Origin of the sequence: Sphingomonas sp. LC-1 (assembly GCF_025371035.1) — a bacterium.
Lineage (GTDB): Bacteria > Pseudomonadota > Alphaproteobacteria > Sphingomonadales > Sphingomonadaceae > Sphingomonas > Sphingomonas sanguinis_E.
The window spans coordinates 155,393-170,065 of the sequence record NZ_JANZXB010000003.1; the positions used below are offsets into that span (position 1 = coordinate 155,393).

General features: G+C 66.4%; 15 protein-coding genes. 10 read left to right on the forward strand and 5 right to left on the reverse strand.

Annotation, left to right across the window (positions count from 1 at the left end; translation table 11 throughout):
- Position 1: 1 nt before the first annotated feature.
- The 3 genes from NZL82_RS05615 (at position 2) to NZL82_RS05625 (ending at position 2,049) form a co-directional block, all read left to right on the forward strand.
- The gene (locus tag NZL82_RS05615) at positions 2 to 730 is read left to right on the forward strand and encodes a class I SAM-dependent methyltransferase (protein ID WP_261268794.1); all 729 of its coding nucleotides are present in this window, start codon (positions 2 to 4) and stop codon (positions 728 to 730) included.
- Positions 731 to 853: 123 nt separating this feature from the next.
- On the forward strand, positions 854 to 1,300 hold the full coding sequence (locus NZL82_RS05620; RefSeq protein WP_261268795.1) for a hypothetical protein: 447 nt from the start codon (positions 854 to 856) through the stop codon (positions 1,298 to 1,300).
- Between the two features lie 8 nt (positions 1,301 to 1,308).
- Complete coding sequence (locus NZL82_RS05625) at positions 1,309 to 2,049, forward strand: TorF family putative porin (protein WP_261268796.1); 741 nt, start codon at positions 1,309 to 1,311, stop codon at positions 2,047 to 2,049.
- Positions 2,050 to 2,080: 31 nt separating this feature from the next.
- On the opposite strand, the gene NZL82_RS05630 is transcribed toward NZL82_RS05625, so the two are convergent.
- Positions 2,081 to 2,473 (reverse strand): JAB domain-containing protein, encoded by a 393-nt coding sequence (locus NZL82_RS05630; protein ID WP_261268797.1) that lies wholly within the window; start codon positions 2,471 to 2,473, stop codon positions 2,081 to 2,083.
- 96 nt (positions 2,474 to 2,569) lie between these two features.
- Between NZL82_RS05630 and NZL82_RS05635 the strand changes: the two genes are divergently transcribed.
- From NZL82_RS05635 to NZL82_RS05665, 7 genes are all read left to right on the forward strand, one after another.
- Entirely contained in the window at positions 2,570 to 3,364 is a 795-nt protein-coding gene (locus NZL82_RS05635; RefSeq protein ID WP_261268798.1) for a thymidylate synthase, read from the forward strand.
- A complete protein-coding gene (locus NZL82_RS05640) occupies positions 3,361 to 3,828 on the forward strand; it encodes a dihydrofolate reductase (RefSeq protein ID WP_261268799.1) in 468 nt (155 codons plus the stop codon). Before NZL82_RS05635 ends, NZL82_RS05640 begins: the two co-directional genes overlap by 4 nt.
- Before the next feature lie 153 nt (positions 3,829 to 3,981).
- Positions 3,982 to 5,016 carry a GGDEF domain-containing protein gene (locus NZL82_RS05645; RefSeq protein ID WP_261268800.1) on the forward strand — a complete coding sequence of 345 codons (1,035 nt, stop codon included), beginning with the start codon at positions 3,982 to 3,984 and terminating at the stop codon, positions 5,014 to 5,016.
- A 33-nt stretch (positions 5,017 to 5,049) separates the two neighbouring features.
- Positions 5,050 to 6,000 carry a bifunctional riboflavin kinase/FAD synthetase gene (locus tag NZL82_RS05650; RefSeq protein ID WP_261268801.1) on the forward strand — a complete coding sequence of 317 codons (951 nt, stop codon included), beginning with the start codon at positions 5,050 to 5,052 and terminating at the stop codon, positions 5,998 to 6,000.
- 35 nt (positions 6,001 to 6,035) lie between these two features.
- Positions 6,036 to 8,867, forward strand: a complete 2,832-nt coding sequence (ileS, locus tag NZL82_RS05655) for an isoleucine--tRNA ligase (RefSeq protein WP_261268802.1) — start codon at positions 6,036 to 6,038, stop codon at positions 8,865 to 8,867.
- On the forward strand, positions 8,860 to 9,366 hold the full coding sequence (lspA, locus tag NZL82_RS05660) for a signal peptidase II (protein ID WP_261268803.1): 507 nt from the start codon (positions 8,860 to 8,862) through the stop codon (positions 9,364 to 9,366). Before ileS ends, lspA begins: the two co-directional genes overlap by 8 nt.
- A complete protein-coding gene (locus NZL82_RS05665; protein ID WP_261268804.1) occupies positions 9,359 to 9,772 on the forward strand; it encodes a DUF3035 domain-containing protein in 414 nt (137 codons plus the stop codon). The genes lspA and NZL82_RS05665 overlap by 8 nt, the downstream gene beginning before the upstream one ends.
- A 60-nt stretch (positions 9,773 to 9,832) precedes the next feature.
- Here the strand turns inward: NZL82_RS05665 and NZL82_RS05670 are convergent, their stop codons facing one another.
- The 4 genes from NZL82_RS05670 to metC form a co-directional block, all read right to left on the reverse strand.
- The gene (locus NZL82_RS05670; protein WP_261268805.1) at positions 9,833 to 10,981 is read right to left on the reverse strand and encodes an energy transducer TonB; all 1,149 of its coding nucleotides are present in this window, start codon (positions 10,979 to 10,981) and stop codon (positions 9,833 to 9,835) included.
- A gap of 168 nt (positions 10,982 to 11,149) precedes the next feature.
- A complete protein-coding gene (locus NZL82_RS05675; protein WP_261268806.1) occupies positions 11,150 to 11,986 on the reverse strand; it encodes a TorF family putative porin in 837 nt (278 codons plus the stop codon).
- A gap of 196 nt (positions 11,987 to 12,182) precedes the next feature.
- Complete coding sequence (locus tag NZL82_RS05680) at positions 12,183 to 13,475, reverse strand: mechanosensitive ion channel family protein (protein ID WP_261268807.1); 1,293 nt, start codon at positions 13,473 to 13,475, stop codon at positions 12,183 to 12,185.
- The gene (gene metC / locus NZL82_RS05685) at positions 13,472 to 14,668 is read right to left on the reverse strand and encodes a cystathionine beta-lyase (RefSeq protein WP_261268808.1); all 1,197 of its coding nucleotides are present in this window, start codon (positions 14,666 to 14,668) and stop codon (positions 13,472 to 13,474) included. The genes NZL82_RS05680 and metC overlap by 4 nt, the downstream gene beginning before the upstream one ends.
- Positions 14,669 to 14,673 lie beyond the last annotated feature (5 nt).

Sequence of the window (14,673 nt, forward strand, 5' to 3'; positions counted from 1 at the left end):
CATGGCGGCGGCACTAATCATCGCGCTGGGGGGCGCGGTGGCGGGGTGCGACGGCTCGAAACCGCTGATCCAGCAGCGCGACGACGATGACGACAAGGTCGGCCCCTTTCCGGCGGCGGACCGGCCGGTCGCCGATGTCGTCTCGTCACGCTGGTCGAGCGAGGATGCGCGCGACCGGCTGCGCGAGGCGGATCAGGTGATGGACCGGGCGCGGATCGATCCCGGCATGACCGTCGCCGACATCGGCGCGGGCGAAGGCTATTACACCGTCCGCCTGGCGCAGCGGGTCGGCAAGACCGGCCGCGTCCTGGCCGAGGACATCGTCGCCGCCTGGCGCGACCGGCTGGCCGAGCGGGTCTCGCGCGAGCGGCTGGACAATGTCAGCGTCCGGCTGGGCGAGCCCGCCGATCCCAAGCTGCCGCCGAACAGTTTCGACCGGGTGCTGATGGTGCATATGTATCATGAGATCGAGCAGCCTTATGAGTTCCTCTGGCGGCTCTATCCGGCGTTGAAGCCCGACGGGCTGGTCGTGGTGGTCGACGCCAATCGCCGCATCCGTGCCCATGGTACGCCCCCCGCGCTGCTGAAATGCGAGTTCGAGGCGGTGGGCTTCACCCAGGTCTCGTTCGAGAACATGCCCTCGGCCGGCGGGTATCTGGCCGCGTTCCGGGCGACCCGGCCGCGTCCCGAACCGGCCGCCATCCGCCCCTGCCGAGCGAAGGAAAACTAAGTCACCGCTGCGGCGACAGATTGAATCATGAAAATTTTGTCATACATTGTCCGCTATCGGCGCTGATCGGTGCCGACAGGCCACCGACCAGCATGGGTCGGGGCCCCGCAGATGGAGACGATGATGAACATGCTTTTGGTGGCCGGGCTGATGCTGGGATCGATGGCGGCGTCCGATGGGGCGTTGGAACATCGGATGCAGATGGACCATCATTCCGGCCCGGTCGCGGTCCGTTACAGCGCCGATGTCGGCGTAACCCACAAGCAGATCGGCGCAGTGGCCACCGGCGGTCGGCCCTCGACGCTGCGGTGCCAGTGGAGCGCCAACGTCACCGTCCATCGCGAGGCGAAAGCCGGCACCGGCGCGACCCTGTTGCGAAGCGCGAGCCGTGACGGGGTGATCGAGGGCAGTCGTCCCGGCTGGTGCAGCGCCAACCGCACCGCGATTGCGCAGGAGGTTGCCCGGCGGCAGGACTCGGTCCGCGACCATCTACAGGCGGTCGCACAGGAGGACCATGGCTTGCTGCGCGCCGAGATGGACCGCCTTCATGCCGAGACGCGCGCTGGATGAAGATCAATATGAAGACCATGTGGGCCGCCATCGTCACGGTGGCTCCGATGCTGGCCGCCATGCCTGCCGGCGCGCAGCAGGGCCCCGTGATCGGGGTGGAGCTGAATAGCGACGAGAATCGCCGTGGCCTGAGCTGGAGCGGGGGGCGGGTATCGCCCTCCGCCGATATTTTCGTGACCAGCGGGCCGTTCGAGGCGAGCGGGCGTGTCGTCGCCTTGCGCGAATCGGATCGGCATGGCGGGGCGGGCGTGGTCGGCGACCTGACGCTGGGCGCGGGCACCAGGCTGGGCTCCGTCACCGTGCGGGGGCGGGTGACGGGCCATGTGTTCGGCGGTGCGGCCTTCGACGCCGATTATGTCGAACTGGGCGGCTTGGCGGCCTATACGCTGGGCCCAGTACAGGTCGATGCGGGCGCGGACTATGCGCCGTCGCAGGATGCGATCGGCGGCGACAATCTCTATATTCATGCCGGGGCGCAGGCGGGCATTCCCGGCACGCCCTGGACCCTGTCGGCGGGCGTCGGCCATTCCTCGGGGCAGGTCGACAACGCCTTTCGTTCTGCCCGGCTTCGTCCCGGCGGCGACTATAGCGACTGGCGGCTGGGCGTGGAGCATGTGACCGGGCCGGTGACGCTGGGGCTGGACTATGTCGGGACCGACGTGTCGGAGCGGGACGCCTCCGCCTTCCTGCTGGCCGATGCGCGGCATTCGGGGGACCGGATCGTCGGGCGGGTGCGGTTCGGCTTTTGACGCGACCCGTCCAGGGCCGTCAGGGGCCGCCCTAGAGCAGCCCCTGTTCGCGCAGGCTGACGATCTTGGCACTGGTCACGATCAGGTGATCGAGCAGCACCACGTCGAGGGCGCCCAGCCCCTGCGACAGCCGCCGGGTCAAGGCCAGGTCGGCGACGCTGGGGCAGGTGTCGCCATCGGGGTGGCTATGCGCGATCAGCACCGCGCGCGCGGCGAGCAGCAGCGCGTCCCGCGCGATCCGGACGAGGGGGACCACCACCGAATCCTCACGCCCCCAGGCGTGGCGCAATCCCAATATGGTCCGTTCCCGACTTAAAAAGGCGACGCCGAACGCCTCTTGCCGTCCGCGTGCCAGCCCCGCGAACAGTCGAAACGCGTCATCGCGGGTTTTGATCTGGCGTGGGCTGGGGCGGGAAAGCGACATTTCACGCTCTGCCTCGCGCCGCGCGTCCGGGCATCTTCGTCCCGCTCCGTTCCGGCGCGGCTTGGCGTTCGCGCCGCACGGCGCTAGGCCCAGGTCATGCGGCAATATCTCGACCTCATGGACCGGGTGCTGACCCACGGCGTCCAGCAGATGGACCGGACCGGTACGGGCACCCTTTCGGTTTTCGGCCATCAAATGCGTTTCGACCTGGCCCGGGGTTTCCCGGTGCTGACCACCAAGAAACTCCATCTGCGCTCGATCATCGTCGAACTGCTGTGGTTCCTGCGCGGGGACACCAATATCCGCTGGTTGCAGGAGCGAAAGGTCAGCATCTGGGATGAATGGGCGGATGAACAGGGGAATCTCGGCCCGGTTTATGGCAAACAATGGCGCGACTGGGCGACGGCGGGCGGTCGCCATATCGACCAGATCGCTGAACTGATAGAGCAAATCCGTACCCAACCCGCGTCGCGGCGCCAGATCGTATCCGCCTGGAACCCGGGCGACCTCCATGCCATGGCGCTGGCACCGTGCCACTGCCTGTTCCAGACCCATGTCGCGAATGGCCGGCTGTCGCTGCAACTCTATCAGCGGTCGGCGGATATCTTCCTGGGGGTGCCATTCAACATCGCCTCTTATGCCCTGCTGACCCATATGCTGGCCCAGCAATGCGATCTGGAGGTCGGCGAGTTCATCTGGACGGGTGGCGATTGCCACCTCTATCTGAACCATCTGGACCAGGCGCAGACGCAGTTGGCGCGAGAGCCAGGCGAACTGCCACGGCTGGAAATCCTGCGCCGCCCGGATGCGATCGACGGGTATGAGCCCGAGGATTTCGTGCTGCACGATTATGTCGCGCAACCCCATATCAAGGCGGCGGTGGCGATATGATCACGCTGGTCCTGGCGCGCGCGCGCAACGGCGTGATCGGGCGCGACGGTCAATTGCCCTGGCACCTGCCTGCCGATCTGAAACACTTCAAGGCGCTGACCATGGGGCAGGCGATGATCATGGGCCGCAAGACCTTTGACAGCTTTCCCGCGCCGCTGCCGGGGCGGCGGCACATCGTCCTGACCCGCGACCGTGGCTGGTCCGCGCCGGGGGCAGAGGTGGCACATGATGTCGCAGGCGCGCTGGCGCTGGCGGGGGACGGCGCCATATCCGTGATCGGCGGGGCGGAGATTTTTGCGCTGTTTCGCGAGCAGGCCGACCGGGTCGAGCTGACCGAGATCGACATGGATGCGGAGGGGGATACCGTCGTCCCCCCGTTCATCGGTTGGCGCGAAGTTGACAGAAAGCATTGTCCTGCCTCGGACGGCCGTCCCGCCTATGCCTTTGTGACGCTGACGAGGTAACGGGGCCCCGACAATGGTAAAGATCGGTTAATGACGTTCCCTGAATTTTTTAGCCATCCGTCTTCAATTGCGGCCTGAACGATCGTAAATATCGAATAAGGAGAAAAGATTGCGGCTTTGGCCGACAATCATCTTTAGGGCGGATGCCGCATGATGATCATGGATTGGGAGGGCGACGGCCGAAATGGGCTGAACATCGATCCGCCGGGATTGTTCGACGCCAGTCGCGAGGCGTTGCTGTTCCTCGATCAGCATCGACTGGCCCGCACGACGAACAGCTATGCCTTGGCGCTCCAGGCCGTCCTCCATCCCTATGGCCCATTGGGACAGGAGGTCGCGCGCCGTACCGATGGCGGTATCCGTCTGACCGAGGAGGATGTCGGCAAGCTCATGCCGATGGTCCGCGCGCATGAAGCGATCGAGCCGTTGCCCGACCGCGCGCAACTCGACCGGGACCTCAGCGATCATGCCGAGGCGCTGGACTCGCTGACCAGCGAGGCGCGCCAGATCACCGGCCATTTTACCAGCGACGTCGCCGCCCTGTCGCACGCCCATCGCCGCGACAATGATCTGGGCCCCGATTCGACGGCGATCGCGCTGCTGCTGGAACAGTTGATCGCGCGCATTTCCAAGACCGAGCGCGATCTGGAGGAATTGTCGGGCAGCATCGCGCATCTGCGCACCCGAATCGAATCGGTGCCCCCCAGTGACGACATCGACCTGCTGACCGGGGTGATGAGCCGGACGGGCGCGCGGGCGCTGATCGAGGGATTGGCGGCCGATCCGCATGGCTATGTGATCGCGGCCTGTAGCCTGGACGATCTGGAGGGGATCAACGAGCGCTATGGTCGTCCCGTCGCCGACAATGTCCTGCGGGCCTTCGTCGCCACGCTGCGCCAGGTGAGCGAAGGGGCGGAGATCATCCGCTGGCAGGGCAATTTGTTCGTCCTCGTGCTGCGTGGTCGCCCCCTGTCGATGGCGGCGGGGATGATGGAGGAGGCGCGCGCGGCGATGCAACGCCGGACGCTGCGGCTTCGCGGATCGGGCGAGCCGATCGGCGTCGTCACCATGTCCGCCGGGGTCGCGGTGGGGATCGGCGTGCCGATGCAGGAGACGTTCGACCGTGCCGAAAGGCTGCGCATGCTGGCGGGCGAGGGGATCGGCAACCGCGTCCTGTCGCGCGCCTAGCCAATTCGGTCCGGCCTGCTATAGCGCGCGCCCATGCAGCGAGTTGACGGCGCGGAATCGATCCCGGCGCATCTGGCGGGCGGTATCGTCGCGCTGGGCAATTTCGACGGATTCCATCTCGGTCATCAGGCGGTGGTCGGTGCCGCGGTGGCGCGCGCCCGCGCGGAGGGACGGCCCGCCCTGGTCGCGACCTTCGATCCGCATCCGATCCGCTATTTCAAACCCGATGCCGCGCCCTTTCGGCTGACCACGCTCGACCAGCGCGAGCGGCTGTTCGCGGCGGCCGGGGCCGATGCGATGCTGGTGTTCCGCTTCGATGCCGAACTGGCGGCCTTGTCGGCACGAGCCTTTGTCGAGGAGCGCCTGCTCGGCCGGTTGCGGGTCGGCGGCGTGGTGACGGGCGAAGACTTCACCTTCGGTCGCGGACGCAGCGGTGACATCGCCACCTTGCGCGAATGGGGGCGGGTGCTTGGCTTTTCCACCGATGCGGTCGCGCCGGTGTCGCTGGATGGCGAGACGATCTCCTCGAGTCGAATCCGCACCGCGTTAGTTGCGGGCGATCCACGCACGGCGGCGCGGCTGCTGACTCGGCCCTTCACGATCGAGGGCAGGGTACAGCATGGCGACAAGCTGGGCCGGACGATCGGCTATCCGACCGCCAATCTCGACATGGGGCAATATCTGCGACCCGCCTATGGCATCTATGCGGTGCGCGGGCATCTGGCCGATGGACGGGTGCTGAACGGCGCAGCCAATCTGGGCATCCGGCCCAGCTTCGACCCGCCCAAGGAATTGCTGGAGCCCTATTTCTTCGACTTTGCCGAGGGTCTGTACGGCCAGGCGCTGTCGGTCGAGTTGATCGAATATCTGCGGCCCGAGGCGAAGTTCGATACGCTGGACGCCCTGGTGGCGCAGATGGACGCGGATTGCGCGCGGGCCCGCGCCCTGTTGGCCCATATACCGGCATCGCATAATCCGGCATGACGTGTTAACCTAAACCCGCTAAGGGCGTGTCCCTTATGACCGACGCGCCCGATTATCGCGACACCGTCTTCCTGCCGAAGACCGATTTCCCCATGAAGGCGGGGCTTGCCGCCAAGGAACCGGCGATTCTGGATCGCTGGGCCAGAATGGGGCTGTACGACCGCCTTCGCCGCGAGCGGGTGGGGCGCGAGCGGTTCATCCTGCATGACGGTCCGCCCTATGCGAATGGCGACATTCACATGGGCCATGCGCTCAACAAGGTGCTGAAGGACATCATCGTCCGCTCGCAGAGCCTGATGGGCAAGGACGCGCCTTACGTCCCCGGATGGGACTGCCACGGCCTGCCGATCGAGTGGAAGGTCGAAGAGGCGTATCGCGCCAAGAAGCTGAACAAGGACGAGGTGCCCGTCGCGCAGTTCCGCGCCGAGTGCCGCGCCTATGCGGACAGTTGGGTCGGCACGCAAAAGGCGCAGTTCGAGCGACTGGGCATCATGGGCGACTGGGCCAACCCCTATCTGACCATGACCTATGACGCCGAGGCGGTGATCGCGGGCGAGCTGTTGAAGTTCGCCGAATCGGGCCAGCTCTATCGCGGCGCCAAGCCGGTGATGTGGTCGCCGGTCGAAAAGACCGCGCTGGCCGAGGCCGAGGTCGAATATGAAGACATCGTATCGACCCAGATCGATGTCGGGTTCGAGGTCGCATCCTGCCCCGAATATCCCGATCTGGTCGGCGCGCTGGCGGTCATCTGGACGACGACCCCCTGGACGATCCCGGTCAACCAGGCGCTGAGCTATGGCGAGGCGATCGACTATCTGCACTTCGAATGCGATGGCCGCCGCTATCTGGTTGCCGAGCCGCTGCTGCCCGCCTTCATCAAGCGCACCGGCATCACGATGAAGGGCTTTATCGGTCTGGTGAAGGGGCCGGTGCTGGAAGGCGCGACGGCCAAGCACCCGATGCACGCGCTGGGCGGCTTCTTCGCCAAGCCCCGCCCGTTCCTGGCGGGCGAGTTCGTCACCACCGACGCAGGTACGGGCCTGGTCCACATGGCCCCCGATCACGGCGAGGACGACTTCCTGCTTTGCAAGGCGCATGGCATCGACCCGGTCTTCGCCGTGCAGGGCGACGGCACCTATCGCCCCGACTGGGCCTGGCTGGGCGGCCAGGGCAGCGTCATCAACAAGAAGTTCGTCTCCGCCGAAGGGCCGATCTGTTCGGACCTGCGCGAAGTCGGCGCGCTGCTGTCGGCGTCGGACGATTTCCAGCACAGCTATCCGCATAGCTGGCGTTCCAAGGCCAAGGTGATTTTCCGCGCGACGCCGCAATGGTTCATCCCGATGGACCGGGCCGAGGCGACGTTCGATCCCACGGTGGCGATGGCGAATGTCGATCCGATCTCGGGCGTGACGCCGCTCCTCACCCTGCCGGCGAGCAACGGTGCGACGCTGCGCGAAACCGCGCTCGACGCGATCGAGCGGACCCGCTGGGTGCCCGAGCGCAGCCGCAACCGCATCCGGTCGATGGTGGAGGGGCGTCCCGACTGGGTCATCAGCCGCCAGCGTGCCTGGGGCGTGCCGATCGCGCTTTATGTGAACCGCCAGACCGGCGAATATCTGAACGACAAGTCGGTCAACGCCCGCATCATCGCCGCCTTCCGCGAGGGCGGGGCGGACGCCTGGTTCACCGCCGACCATCAGTCACTGCTCGGGGCCGATTACGCCCTGGCCGATTACGAGCCCGTCAACGACATTCTCGACGTGTGGTTCGACTCCGGCTCGACCCATGCCTTCGTCATCGAGGCGCGCTATGGCGAGGGTACGCGCGCGAACCTGTATCTTGAGGGCTCGGACCAGCATCGCGGCTGGTTCCAGTCGTCGCTGCTCGAGTCGTGCGGAACGCGCGGTCGTGCGCCTTACGACGCGGTGCTGACCCACGGCTTCGCGCTCGACGGGCAGGGCCGTAAAATGTCCAAGTCGCTGGGCAATGTCGTCGATCCGTTGAAGATCATCGGCGAGTCGGGCGCCGACATCCTGCGCATTTGGACGGCCTCGACCGATTATTTCGAGGATGTGCGCATCGGCAAGGAGGTGCTCGCCACCGCCTCGGACAGCTATCGCAAGCTGCGCAACACCTTCCGCTATCTGCTCGGCGCGCTCGACGGATTCACGGAAGAAGAGCGCATCTCGTTCGACGCGATGCCCGAGCTGGAGCGGTACGTCCTCGCCCGCCTGACCGCCCTCGACATCGAGCTGCGTCGTGCGGCCGACGCCTATGAGTTCAACCGCTATCTGCGCGCGCTGACCGATTTCGCGAATGAGGACCTGTCGGCCTTCTTCTTCGATATCCGCAAGGACTCGCTCTATTGCGATGCCGCGACCGATCCGAAGCGGCGCAGCTATCGCACCGTGCTCGACATCCTGTTCCATGCGCTGGTCCGCTATGCCGCGCCGATCCTGTGCTTTACCGCGGAGGAAGTGTGGCAGTCGCGCTTCCCGTCGGAAGATGGTTCGGTCCATCTGCTCGAATGGCCGGTGCTGCCCGAACTGGGCGAGGACGAGGCGTTGATAGCGCGCTGGACCGAGACTCGCGGGCTTCGCGCGCAGGTGACGGAGGCGATCGAACCGCTGCGCCGCGAAAAGACGGTACGGTCGTCCAATGAGGCCGAGGTGACGGTGCCGTCGCTGCCGCTCGAGTCCCAGGCGCTGGCGGAGGCGTTCATCGTCGCCGATGTGGCGCTGGCCGATGCGGTGACGGTAACACGCACCACGAAGCACAAATGCGGCCGCTGCTGGCGGCATCTGCCCGATGTGGCGGTCGATGGCGATCTGTGCGGCCGTTGCGCCGAGGTGGTCGCGCATGGCTAAGTTCCCCCGGCTGGGGCTGGTGACGGCGGTCGCGCTGTTCCTGCTCGATCAGGTCATCAAATGGGCGATCACCGGGCCGATGGGCCTGCGGTCGCTCGGCGACGTGCGTGAGATCGCGCCGATCTTCAACCTGCGCTTCGTACCCAATTTCGGCATTTCGCTGGGGTTGCTGACCGCCGACAGCAACGCCTCGCGTTGGGCGCTGGTCGCGATGACCGGCGCGATCGCGCTGGCGGTGGCCTTCTGGATGACCCGCGAACGCAACCCGGTCGACCAGGTCGCGCTGGGGTGCGTGCTGGGCGGGGCGCTGGGCAATATCCTCGACCGGGTGCGCCTCGGCTATGTCGTCGACTTCGCCGATCTGCACTTCGGCGAGTGGCGCCCCTTTTTGGTCTTCAATGTCGCCGATGCGGCGATTACGATAGGCGTTCTGGTTCTGCTGGCGCGCGCGCTTCTCGTGCGCGACCGGCCCGCTCCTGTGGAGAAGAGCAATGCGTAAGTTGGTGCCCGTCATCGCAGGTCTGTCCTGCGCCGCGTTGCTGACGGGATGTGGGGCCGGGCGCGGCCTCGACCGGGCGCGTCCCGACGAATTCGCCGTCGCGCGTCAGCCCTCGCTGATCATCCCGCCCGATTTCGCGCTGGTTCCGCCGCAGCCGGGCGCCGCGCCGGTCCAGGCCCGCAGCGGCCAGCAGCAGACGCTGGACGCGCTGTTCGGTGGTCAGGCGGCGCGCAGCCAGTCGGAATATGGTCTGGTGCAGAATGCCGGGGCCGACAGCGCCGATCCGGGCATCCGCTCGTCGGTCGGCGATCCGGCGACCAATGTGGTCGACAAGGGCGCGACCACCCGCGACATCGTCGCCGCACCCGAAGGCGACGGTCAGGACGCGCGCGCCGCCACCAACTGATCCCGATGGATGTGGTGAAAAGGGGCCGGAGGCGGATGCTTCCCGGCCCCTTTTCCATGCTCAATAGGCAGGCGGCAGCGGTGTGCCTTCGCCGTCGTCATTGATGGCGGACTTATTCTCCGGCCCCATCACGAACTTCACCCGGTCGACACAACCGACATAGCCCTGCGCCGAGGGGGCGAAGCGGGCGGTGCGCAGGACGTTCATCGCCTGCTCGCCGAATTCGCTGGATGGTTGGGCGGCGATGACCTTCATATTGCCCAACTCGCCCCAGGTGGCGACGTCATAGCTGATCACCGCCCAGCCCTCGATCGAGCGGCGGCGCCACGGTTCGGAGAAGCGCAATTGCGGCGGGCTGGCCCAGCCATGCTCGTCGGGACAGGTGCCGCCCTCCACTTTTGCGTCGTGAGTCGCCTGCGGCATGGCCGGGGCTTCGAGCTTGGCGGGGGCCCGGCGGAAGGGATAGAAACAGCCCGTCCGTGCGCCTCTGGTGAAGCGCGACCCGCGGATCGCGGCAAGCGATGCCTTGTCGAGCGCGGCATTGCCGGTGCCAGCGAAAACGCGGGGCCGCAACGGCTTACCGCCCGCATTCAGGTCATAGGCGATCATCGACCAGCTCGGCACGCCCGGAGTTGCGGGGAGCGCCGCAAAATCGGGAAAGCGGCGCACCAGCGGCTGGGGATAGGGCGTGTCGAAACAGCTGCCCGCCACGCTGCGGATGCGATCCCAGCCCGGCTTGGGCAGCACGCCCGCGTCGGGATGGACCGTATAGGACATGAGTTCGATCACGTCCGCCTGCGCCAGCGTGCTGCTCCATTTGGTGAAGGTCACGGTGCAGCCCTGCTGCGGCGCGCCGGGGGCGAACCGGCTGACGGCCAAGGCGGGGCCGACATCCTCAGCAAAAGGAATGAATCGCGGGGCCTCGCGCGTGATCGACACCGGGCGTCCGCTGGCGTCGATGTCGAAGCGATAGGTGATGCTGTCCGACGATGGCGGCGTGCCCCAGGCCAGCGCGTTCCACGGGCGTCGGATGGGCTGCCCCGGGACGATGCTGGTCCCGCAGCGGACCGCACCGGGCGTCCAGCCGACCAGCGAGCGATCGGTGGGTGGAGCCGGAACCGATGCCTGGCCGGGAAAAGCCGACAGCCCTGCGCCGAAGGTGGCCACGATGGGGGAGATAAAGGCGATCAGGCGTAAGGCACGCGGCATGACGGACGCTCCACTCGATGGACGATCCACGATCCGCGCCTGCGGCACGCCCGAACCCGGATCGGCGCGGCCAGTCTATGGAGGCCATCCCGCGGAAGCCAGGGCATAAATGGAAAAGGGCGGCGCCGTTCCCGGCACCGCCCCTTCACCCCCGAAAAGCCATGTCGTTTAGAATGCGGCCGTCAACGAGAACACCACCGTCGCATCCGAGATCGAGGCGCCCCCCGGCGTCTGATATTGCGAGAAGTTCGGCTGGATATAGGCCGCCTTCGACTTGGTGATGTCGGTGTCGATGTACGACACGTTGAAGGTCAGGTTCTTGTACGCCGCAACATCGGCGCCCAGCGACCAGTCCCAATAGCTGCCGGTCGGCGACAGGCTGGTGCCGTTCGGGCCCAGGCCCGGATTGCCCTTCGAATAGCCGATATGCGCCTTGGCGGTGATCGGCGTGCTGGGAATGCCGACCGCGCCGTCGCCGGTCAGATAGATGTTATCCCAACGCTGGCCCCGGCTGTACGAGGTGTTGGAGAAGTTACCCAGCGAGGTCTGCTTGGGCGCATAATAGGCGCCGGCAGTCAGCGTGGCGGGACCGGCGGTGCCCGACAGGCGACCGAAGAATTCGACCACATCGGTTTCCGACGCGCCGCCCGGATAGGTGTACCAGGTGACGCCGACATCAGCGGTCGCGGTGCCATAGGTGTGCTTGTACCCGGCAATGCCGTCCAGCTCCATGTTCGCGCCGCCGAACGTGCCCCAGCCGGCCAGGTTCGACGCGAAGGTGCCGATGTAGAAGCCGCTTTCATGCGCGATGGTCAGCGCGGCCTGGACGGCGGCGTTCTTGTTGGTCTGCGACACGCCGCGCAGACGATAATCGGTCAGGATCGCGGCGCTGCCGCTGACCGTGATGGGTGAGGGCGGTGCGGTTTCGGTGCCGCTGTCCTGCGCAAAGGCGGGCGTCGCGGCGACCAGCGAGAGGCCGCCAAGGAGGATCGTGGAGAAGCGCATCGTTTCCCTTTCAGACGGAAATTCGATGTTCTCACCTGCAACCCCGCGTCGGTGCGGCTTCTATATGTCGGGGCGAGCCCGGCGAGCCGTCATCCGTTGCGAGGACCGAAGGATTGGCAGGGCATGATGCGCCGCACAAGTATAATCTAACGCCAAATGGCTTTCATGTGACGGGATGTTGCGCGAATAACACAGGTTATCCGCCTAAATTTTCATGCCGCACCCCGCCCGGCAGCGAGCGGATATGGATGTCCCGCTGCGGATAGGGCAGGCCGATGCCATGCTCCTTGAACAGGAACCACAAGCGGTTGAGCACATCGGAACGGACATTGCCGACGCCGCTCTCGGGGTCGCTGATCCATGCCAATATCTCGTGCTGGAGCGCATGGTCGCCGAAGCTCATCAGCCAGACGGTCGGCTTGGGGCTTTTGAGCACGCGCGGTGATTCGCGGGCGGCGCGCAGCATCAGTTCCTGGGCCAGCTTCAGGTCATTGTCATAGGCGATGGATACGGGAATGCGGACGCGGACGTTGCGGTCGGAATAGGACCAGTTCTCCACCTCCTGCGTCATCAGATTCTCGTTGGGAATCAGATGCTCCTTGCCGTCGCGGGTGATGATCGAAACGGCGCGCACGCCGATCTTGTTGACCCAGCCGATCTCGCTTTGCAGCGCGATGACGTCGCCCGGCTTGATCGAGCGATCCATCAACAGGATGATCCCCGCGATCAGATTGCCGATCGTCTTCTGCAAGCCGAAGCCGATCGCCAGACCGAACCCGCCCGAGAAGAGCGCCAAGCTGGTCAGGTCGATCTCCAGCAGATCCATCGCGAAGAAAAAGGCGATGACGACGATCGCGATGCTGGCGAGCTTCTGCGCCAGGAGTTTCTGCGTGGGGTCGAGCCCGCGCGCATGGCCGATCCATTGCTCGGTGATTCGGGTGACTGCGCGGGTCACGGCCAGGATCGTGACCACGGTGACCAGCATCGTCACCAGCAGCATGACCGAGAATCGCCGCGAGCCCACGGTGAAGCCGATCTGTTCGGCCAGCCGGGTGACCGGCTCCAGCCCGCCGATCTCGCGACTGAACAGCGCCACGAAACAGACGATCGCGAAGACCCAGGCCAGCCAGCGCGGCAGGTTCAGCCCGCGCAGCAACTGGAACCCCGCCCGCGCCACCGACGCGCCCAGCGCCAGACCGATCGGAACCCCCGCCAGCGATTCCCAGGGCCAGATCGCGCCCAGCGTCATCAGCAGGAACGCGGCAGTCAGATGCCGGGTGATCGCACAGATGCGCGCGTGCAACGGCTCGCCATGTGCGACCGCAAAGCGTTGGACCAGCCCGGCGACGTGCGGGCCGATCCTGCGTCCCGCAATCACCCCGCCAGCCAGCATCGCCAGCGTCAGGGCGGAGGCGATTCCGGCTTCCATGGCCTCCATGCGGGTCGGCAGTTCGATGCCGCTCGCCTGGAGCCATTCGATCAGCGTCATCCGCGTGCGGCCCGGAAGCGGGCCAGCCCCCGGTCGAGGTCGGCGATCAGGTCGTCGGTGTCCTCCAGCCCGATCTGCAACCGGATCAAAGGCCCGGCGAATTCGCGTTTGGTGACGCTGCGATAGCGGTGCGGATCGGCGGGGATGGCCAGGCTTTCATAACCGCCCCAGCTGAACCCCAGTCCGAAATGCGCCAGCCCGTCGAGCATCGCGGTGCGCGCCGCATCGTTGCCGCCGTCGAGGACGAAGGCGAACAGCCCGCTCGACCCCAGGAAATCGCGCGCGAATATCCCATGGCCGGGGCAGGAGGGGAGCGCGGGGTGCAGCACCTGGGCGACCCCCGGCTGTTCGGCGAGCCATTTCGCGATGGTCAGCGCGCTTTGCTGGTGCTGCGCCAGCCGCACCCCCATGGTGCGTAAGCCCCGGCTGCCCAGATAGGCGTCGTCGGGACTGGCGACCTGCCCCAGCTGGAAGCTGGCATCGCGAAGTGCGGTCCAGTGCGACGGGGCCGCCGTCACCGAGCCCAGCATCGCGTCCGAATGGCCGACGACATATTTGGTGCAGGCCAGCACTGTCAGGTCAATGCCCTTTTCGATCGCCGGGAAGAAGAGCGGCGTCGCCCAGGTATTGTCGAGGATCGTGGTGATCCCGCGTTCCTTGGCGACCGCGACGATGGCGGGAATGTCCTGTACCTCGAAGCTGAGCGAGCCGGGGCTTTCGAGGAAGATCGCGCGGGTCGCCGGACCGATCAGCTCGGCAATGCCCGCCCCGACCAGCGGGTCGTAGAAGCGCGTGGTGATCCCCATCCGCGCCAGCAATCCGGTGGCGAGCCCGCGCGTCGGGTCATAAGCGCTGTCGACCAGCAGCAGCTCGTCGCCCGGCGACAGGACCGACAGCAACGCCGCCGCGATCGCCGCCACACCCGAGGGATAGAGGAAGGTCGCCTCCGCGCCGGGCTCCAGGCTGGTCAGTGCATCGGCGAGCGACCATTGGGTGGGCAGGCCCTTGCGGCCATAGAACAGCTTTTCATGCAGGTTGCCCGCCCCCACGCTGCGCATATGCGCGACGTTATCGTACAGTACGGTCGACCCGCGCCAGACGGGGACGTTGACCACGCCCTTCGTCCATTCCGCGCGGCGGCCCGCCTGGACGAGACGGGTGGCGGGCTTGATGGGCAGGTCGTCGTCGGTCATCGGCG

What these genes read in the sequence shown, in the direction of transcription:
- NZL82_RS05675 (WP_261268806.1), bottom strand. Translation starts at nt 11,986, where the DNA reads ATGCGCTTCTCCACGATCCTCCTTGGCGGCCTCTCGCTGGTCGCCGCG.
- NZL82_RS05620 (WP_261268795.1), top strand. Translation starts at nt 854, where the DNA reads ATGAACATGCTTTTGGTGGCCGGGCTGATGCTGGGATCGATGGCGGCG.
- NZL82_RS05645 (WP_261268800.1), top strand. Translation starts at nt 3,982, where the DNA reads ATGATCATGGATTGGGAGGGCGACGGCCGAAATGGGCTGAACATCGAT.
- ileS (WP_261268802.1), top strand. Translation starts at nt 6,036, where the DNA reads ATGACCGACGCGCCCGATTATCGCGACACCGTCTTCCTGCCGAAGACC.
- NZL82_RS05680 (WP_261268807.1), bottom strand. Translation starts at nt 13,475, where the DNA reads ATGACGCTGATCGAATGGCTCCAGGCGAGCGGCATCGAACTGCCGACC.
- NZL82_RS05625 (WP_261268796.1), top strand. Translation starts at nt 1,309, where the DNA reads ATGAAGACCATGTGGGCCGCCATCGTCACGGTGGCTCCGATGCTGGCC.
- NZL82_RS05640 (WP_261268799.1), top strand. Translation starts at nt 3,361, where the DNA reads ATGATCACGCTGGTCCTGGCGCGCGCGCGCAACGGCGTGATCGGGCGC.
- lspA (WP_261268803.1), top strand. Translation starts at nt 8,860, where the DNA reads ATGGCTAAGTTCCCCCGGCTGGGGCTGGTGACGGCGGTCGCGCTGTTC.
- NZL82_RS05665 (WP_261268804.1), top strand. Translation starts at nt 9,359, where the DNA reads ATGCGTAAGTTGGTGCCCGTCATCGCAGGTCTGTCCTGCGCCGCGTTG.
- metC (WP_261268808.1), bottom strand. Translation starts at nt 14,668, where the DNA reads ATGACCGACGACGACCTGCCCATCAAGCCCGCCACCCGTCTCGTCCAG.
- NZL82_RS05630 (WP_261268797.1), bottom strand. Translation starts at nt 2,473, where the DNA reads ATGTCGCTTTCCCGCCCCAGCCCACGCCAGATCAAAACCCGCGATGAC.
- NZL82_RS05670 (WP_261268805.1), bottom strand. Translation starts at nt 10,981, where the DNA reads ATGCCGCGTGCCTTACGCCTGATCGCCTTTATCTCCCCCATCGTGGCC.
- NZL82_RS05615 (WP_261268794.1), top strand. Translation starts at nt 2, where the DNA reads ATGGCGGCGGCACTAATCATCGCGCTGGGGGGCGCGGTGGCGGGGTGC.
- NZL82_RS05635 (WP_261268798.1), top strand. Translation starts at nt 2,570, where the DNA reads ATGCGGCAATATCTCGACCTCATGGACCGGGTGCTGACCCACGGCGTC.
- NZL82_RS05650 (WP_261268801.1), top strand. Translation starts at nt 5,050, where the DNA reads ATGCAGCGAGTTGACGGCGCGGAATCGATCCCGGCGCATCTGGCGGGC.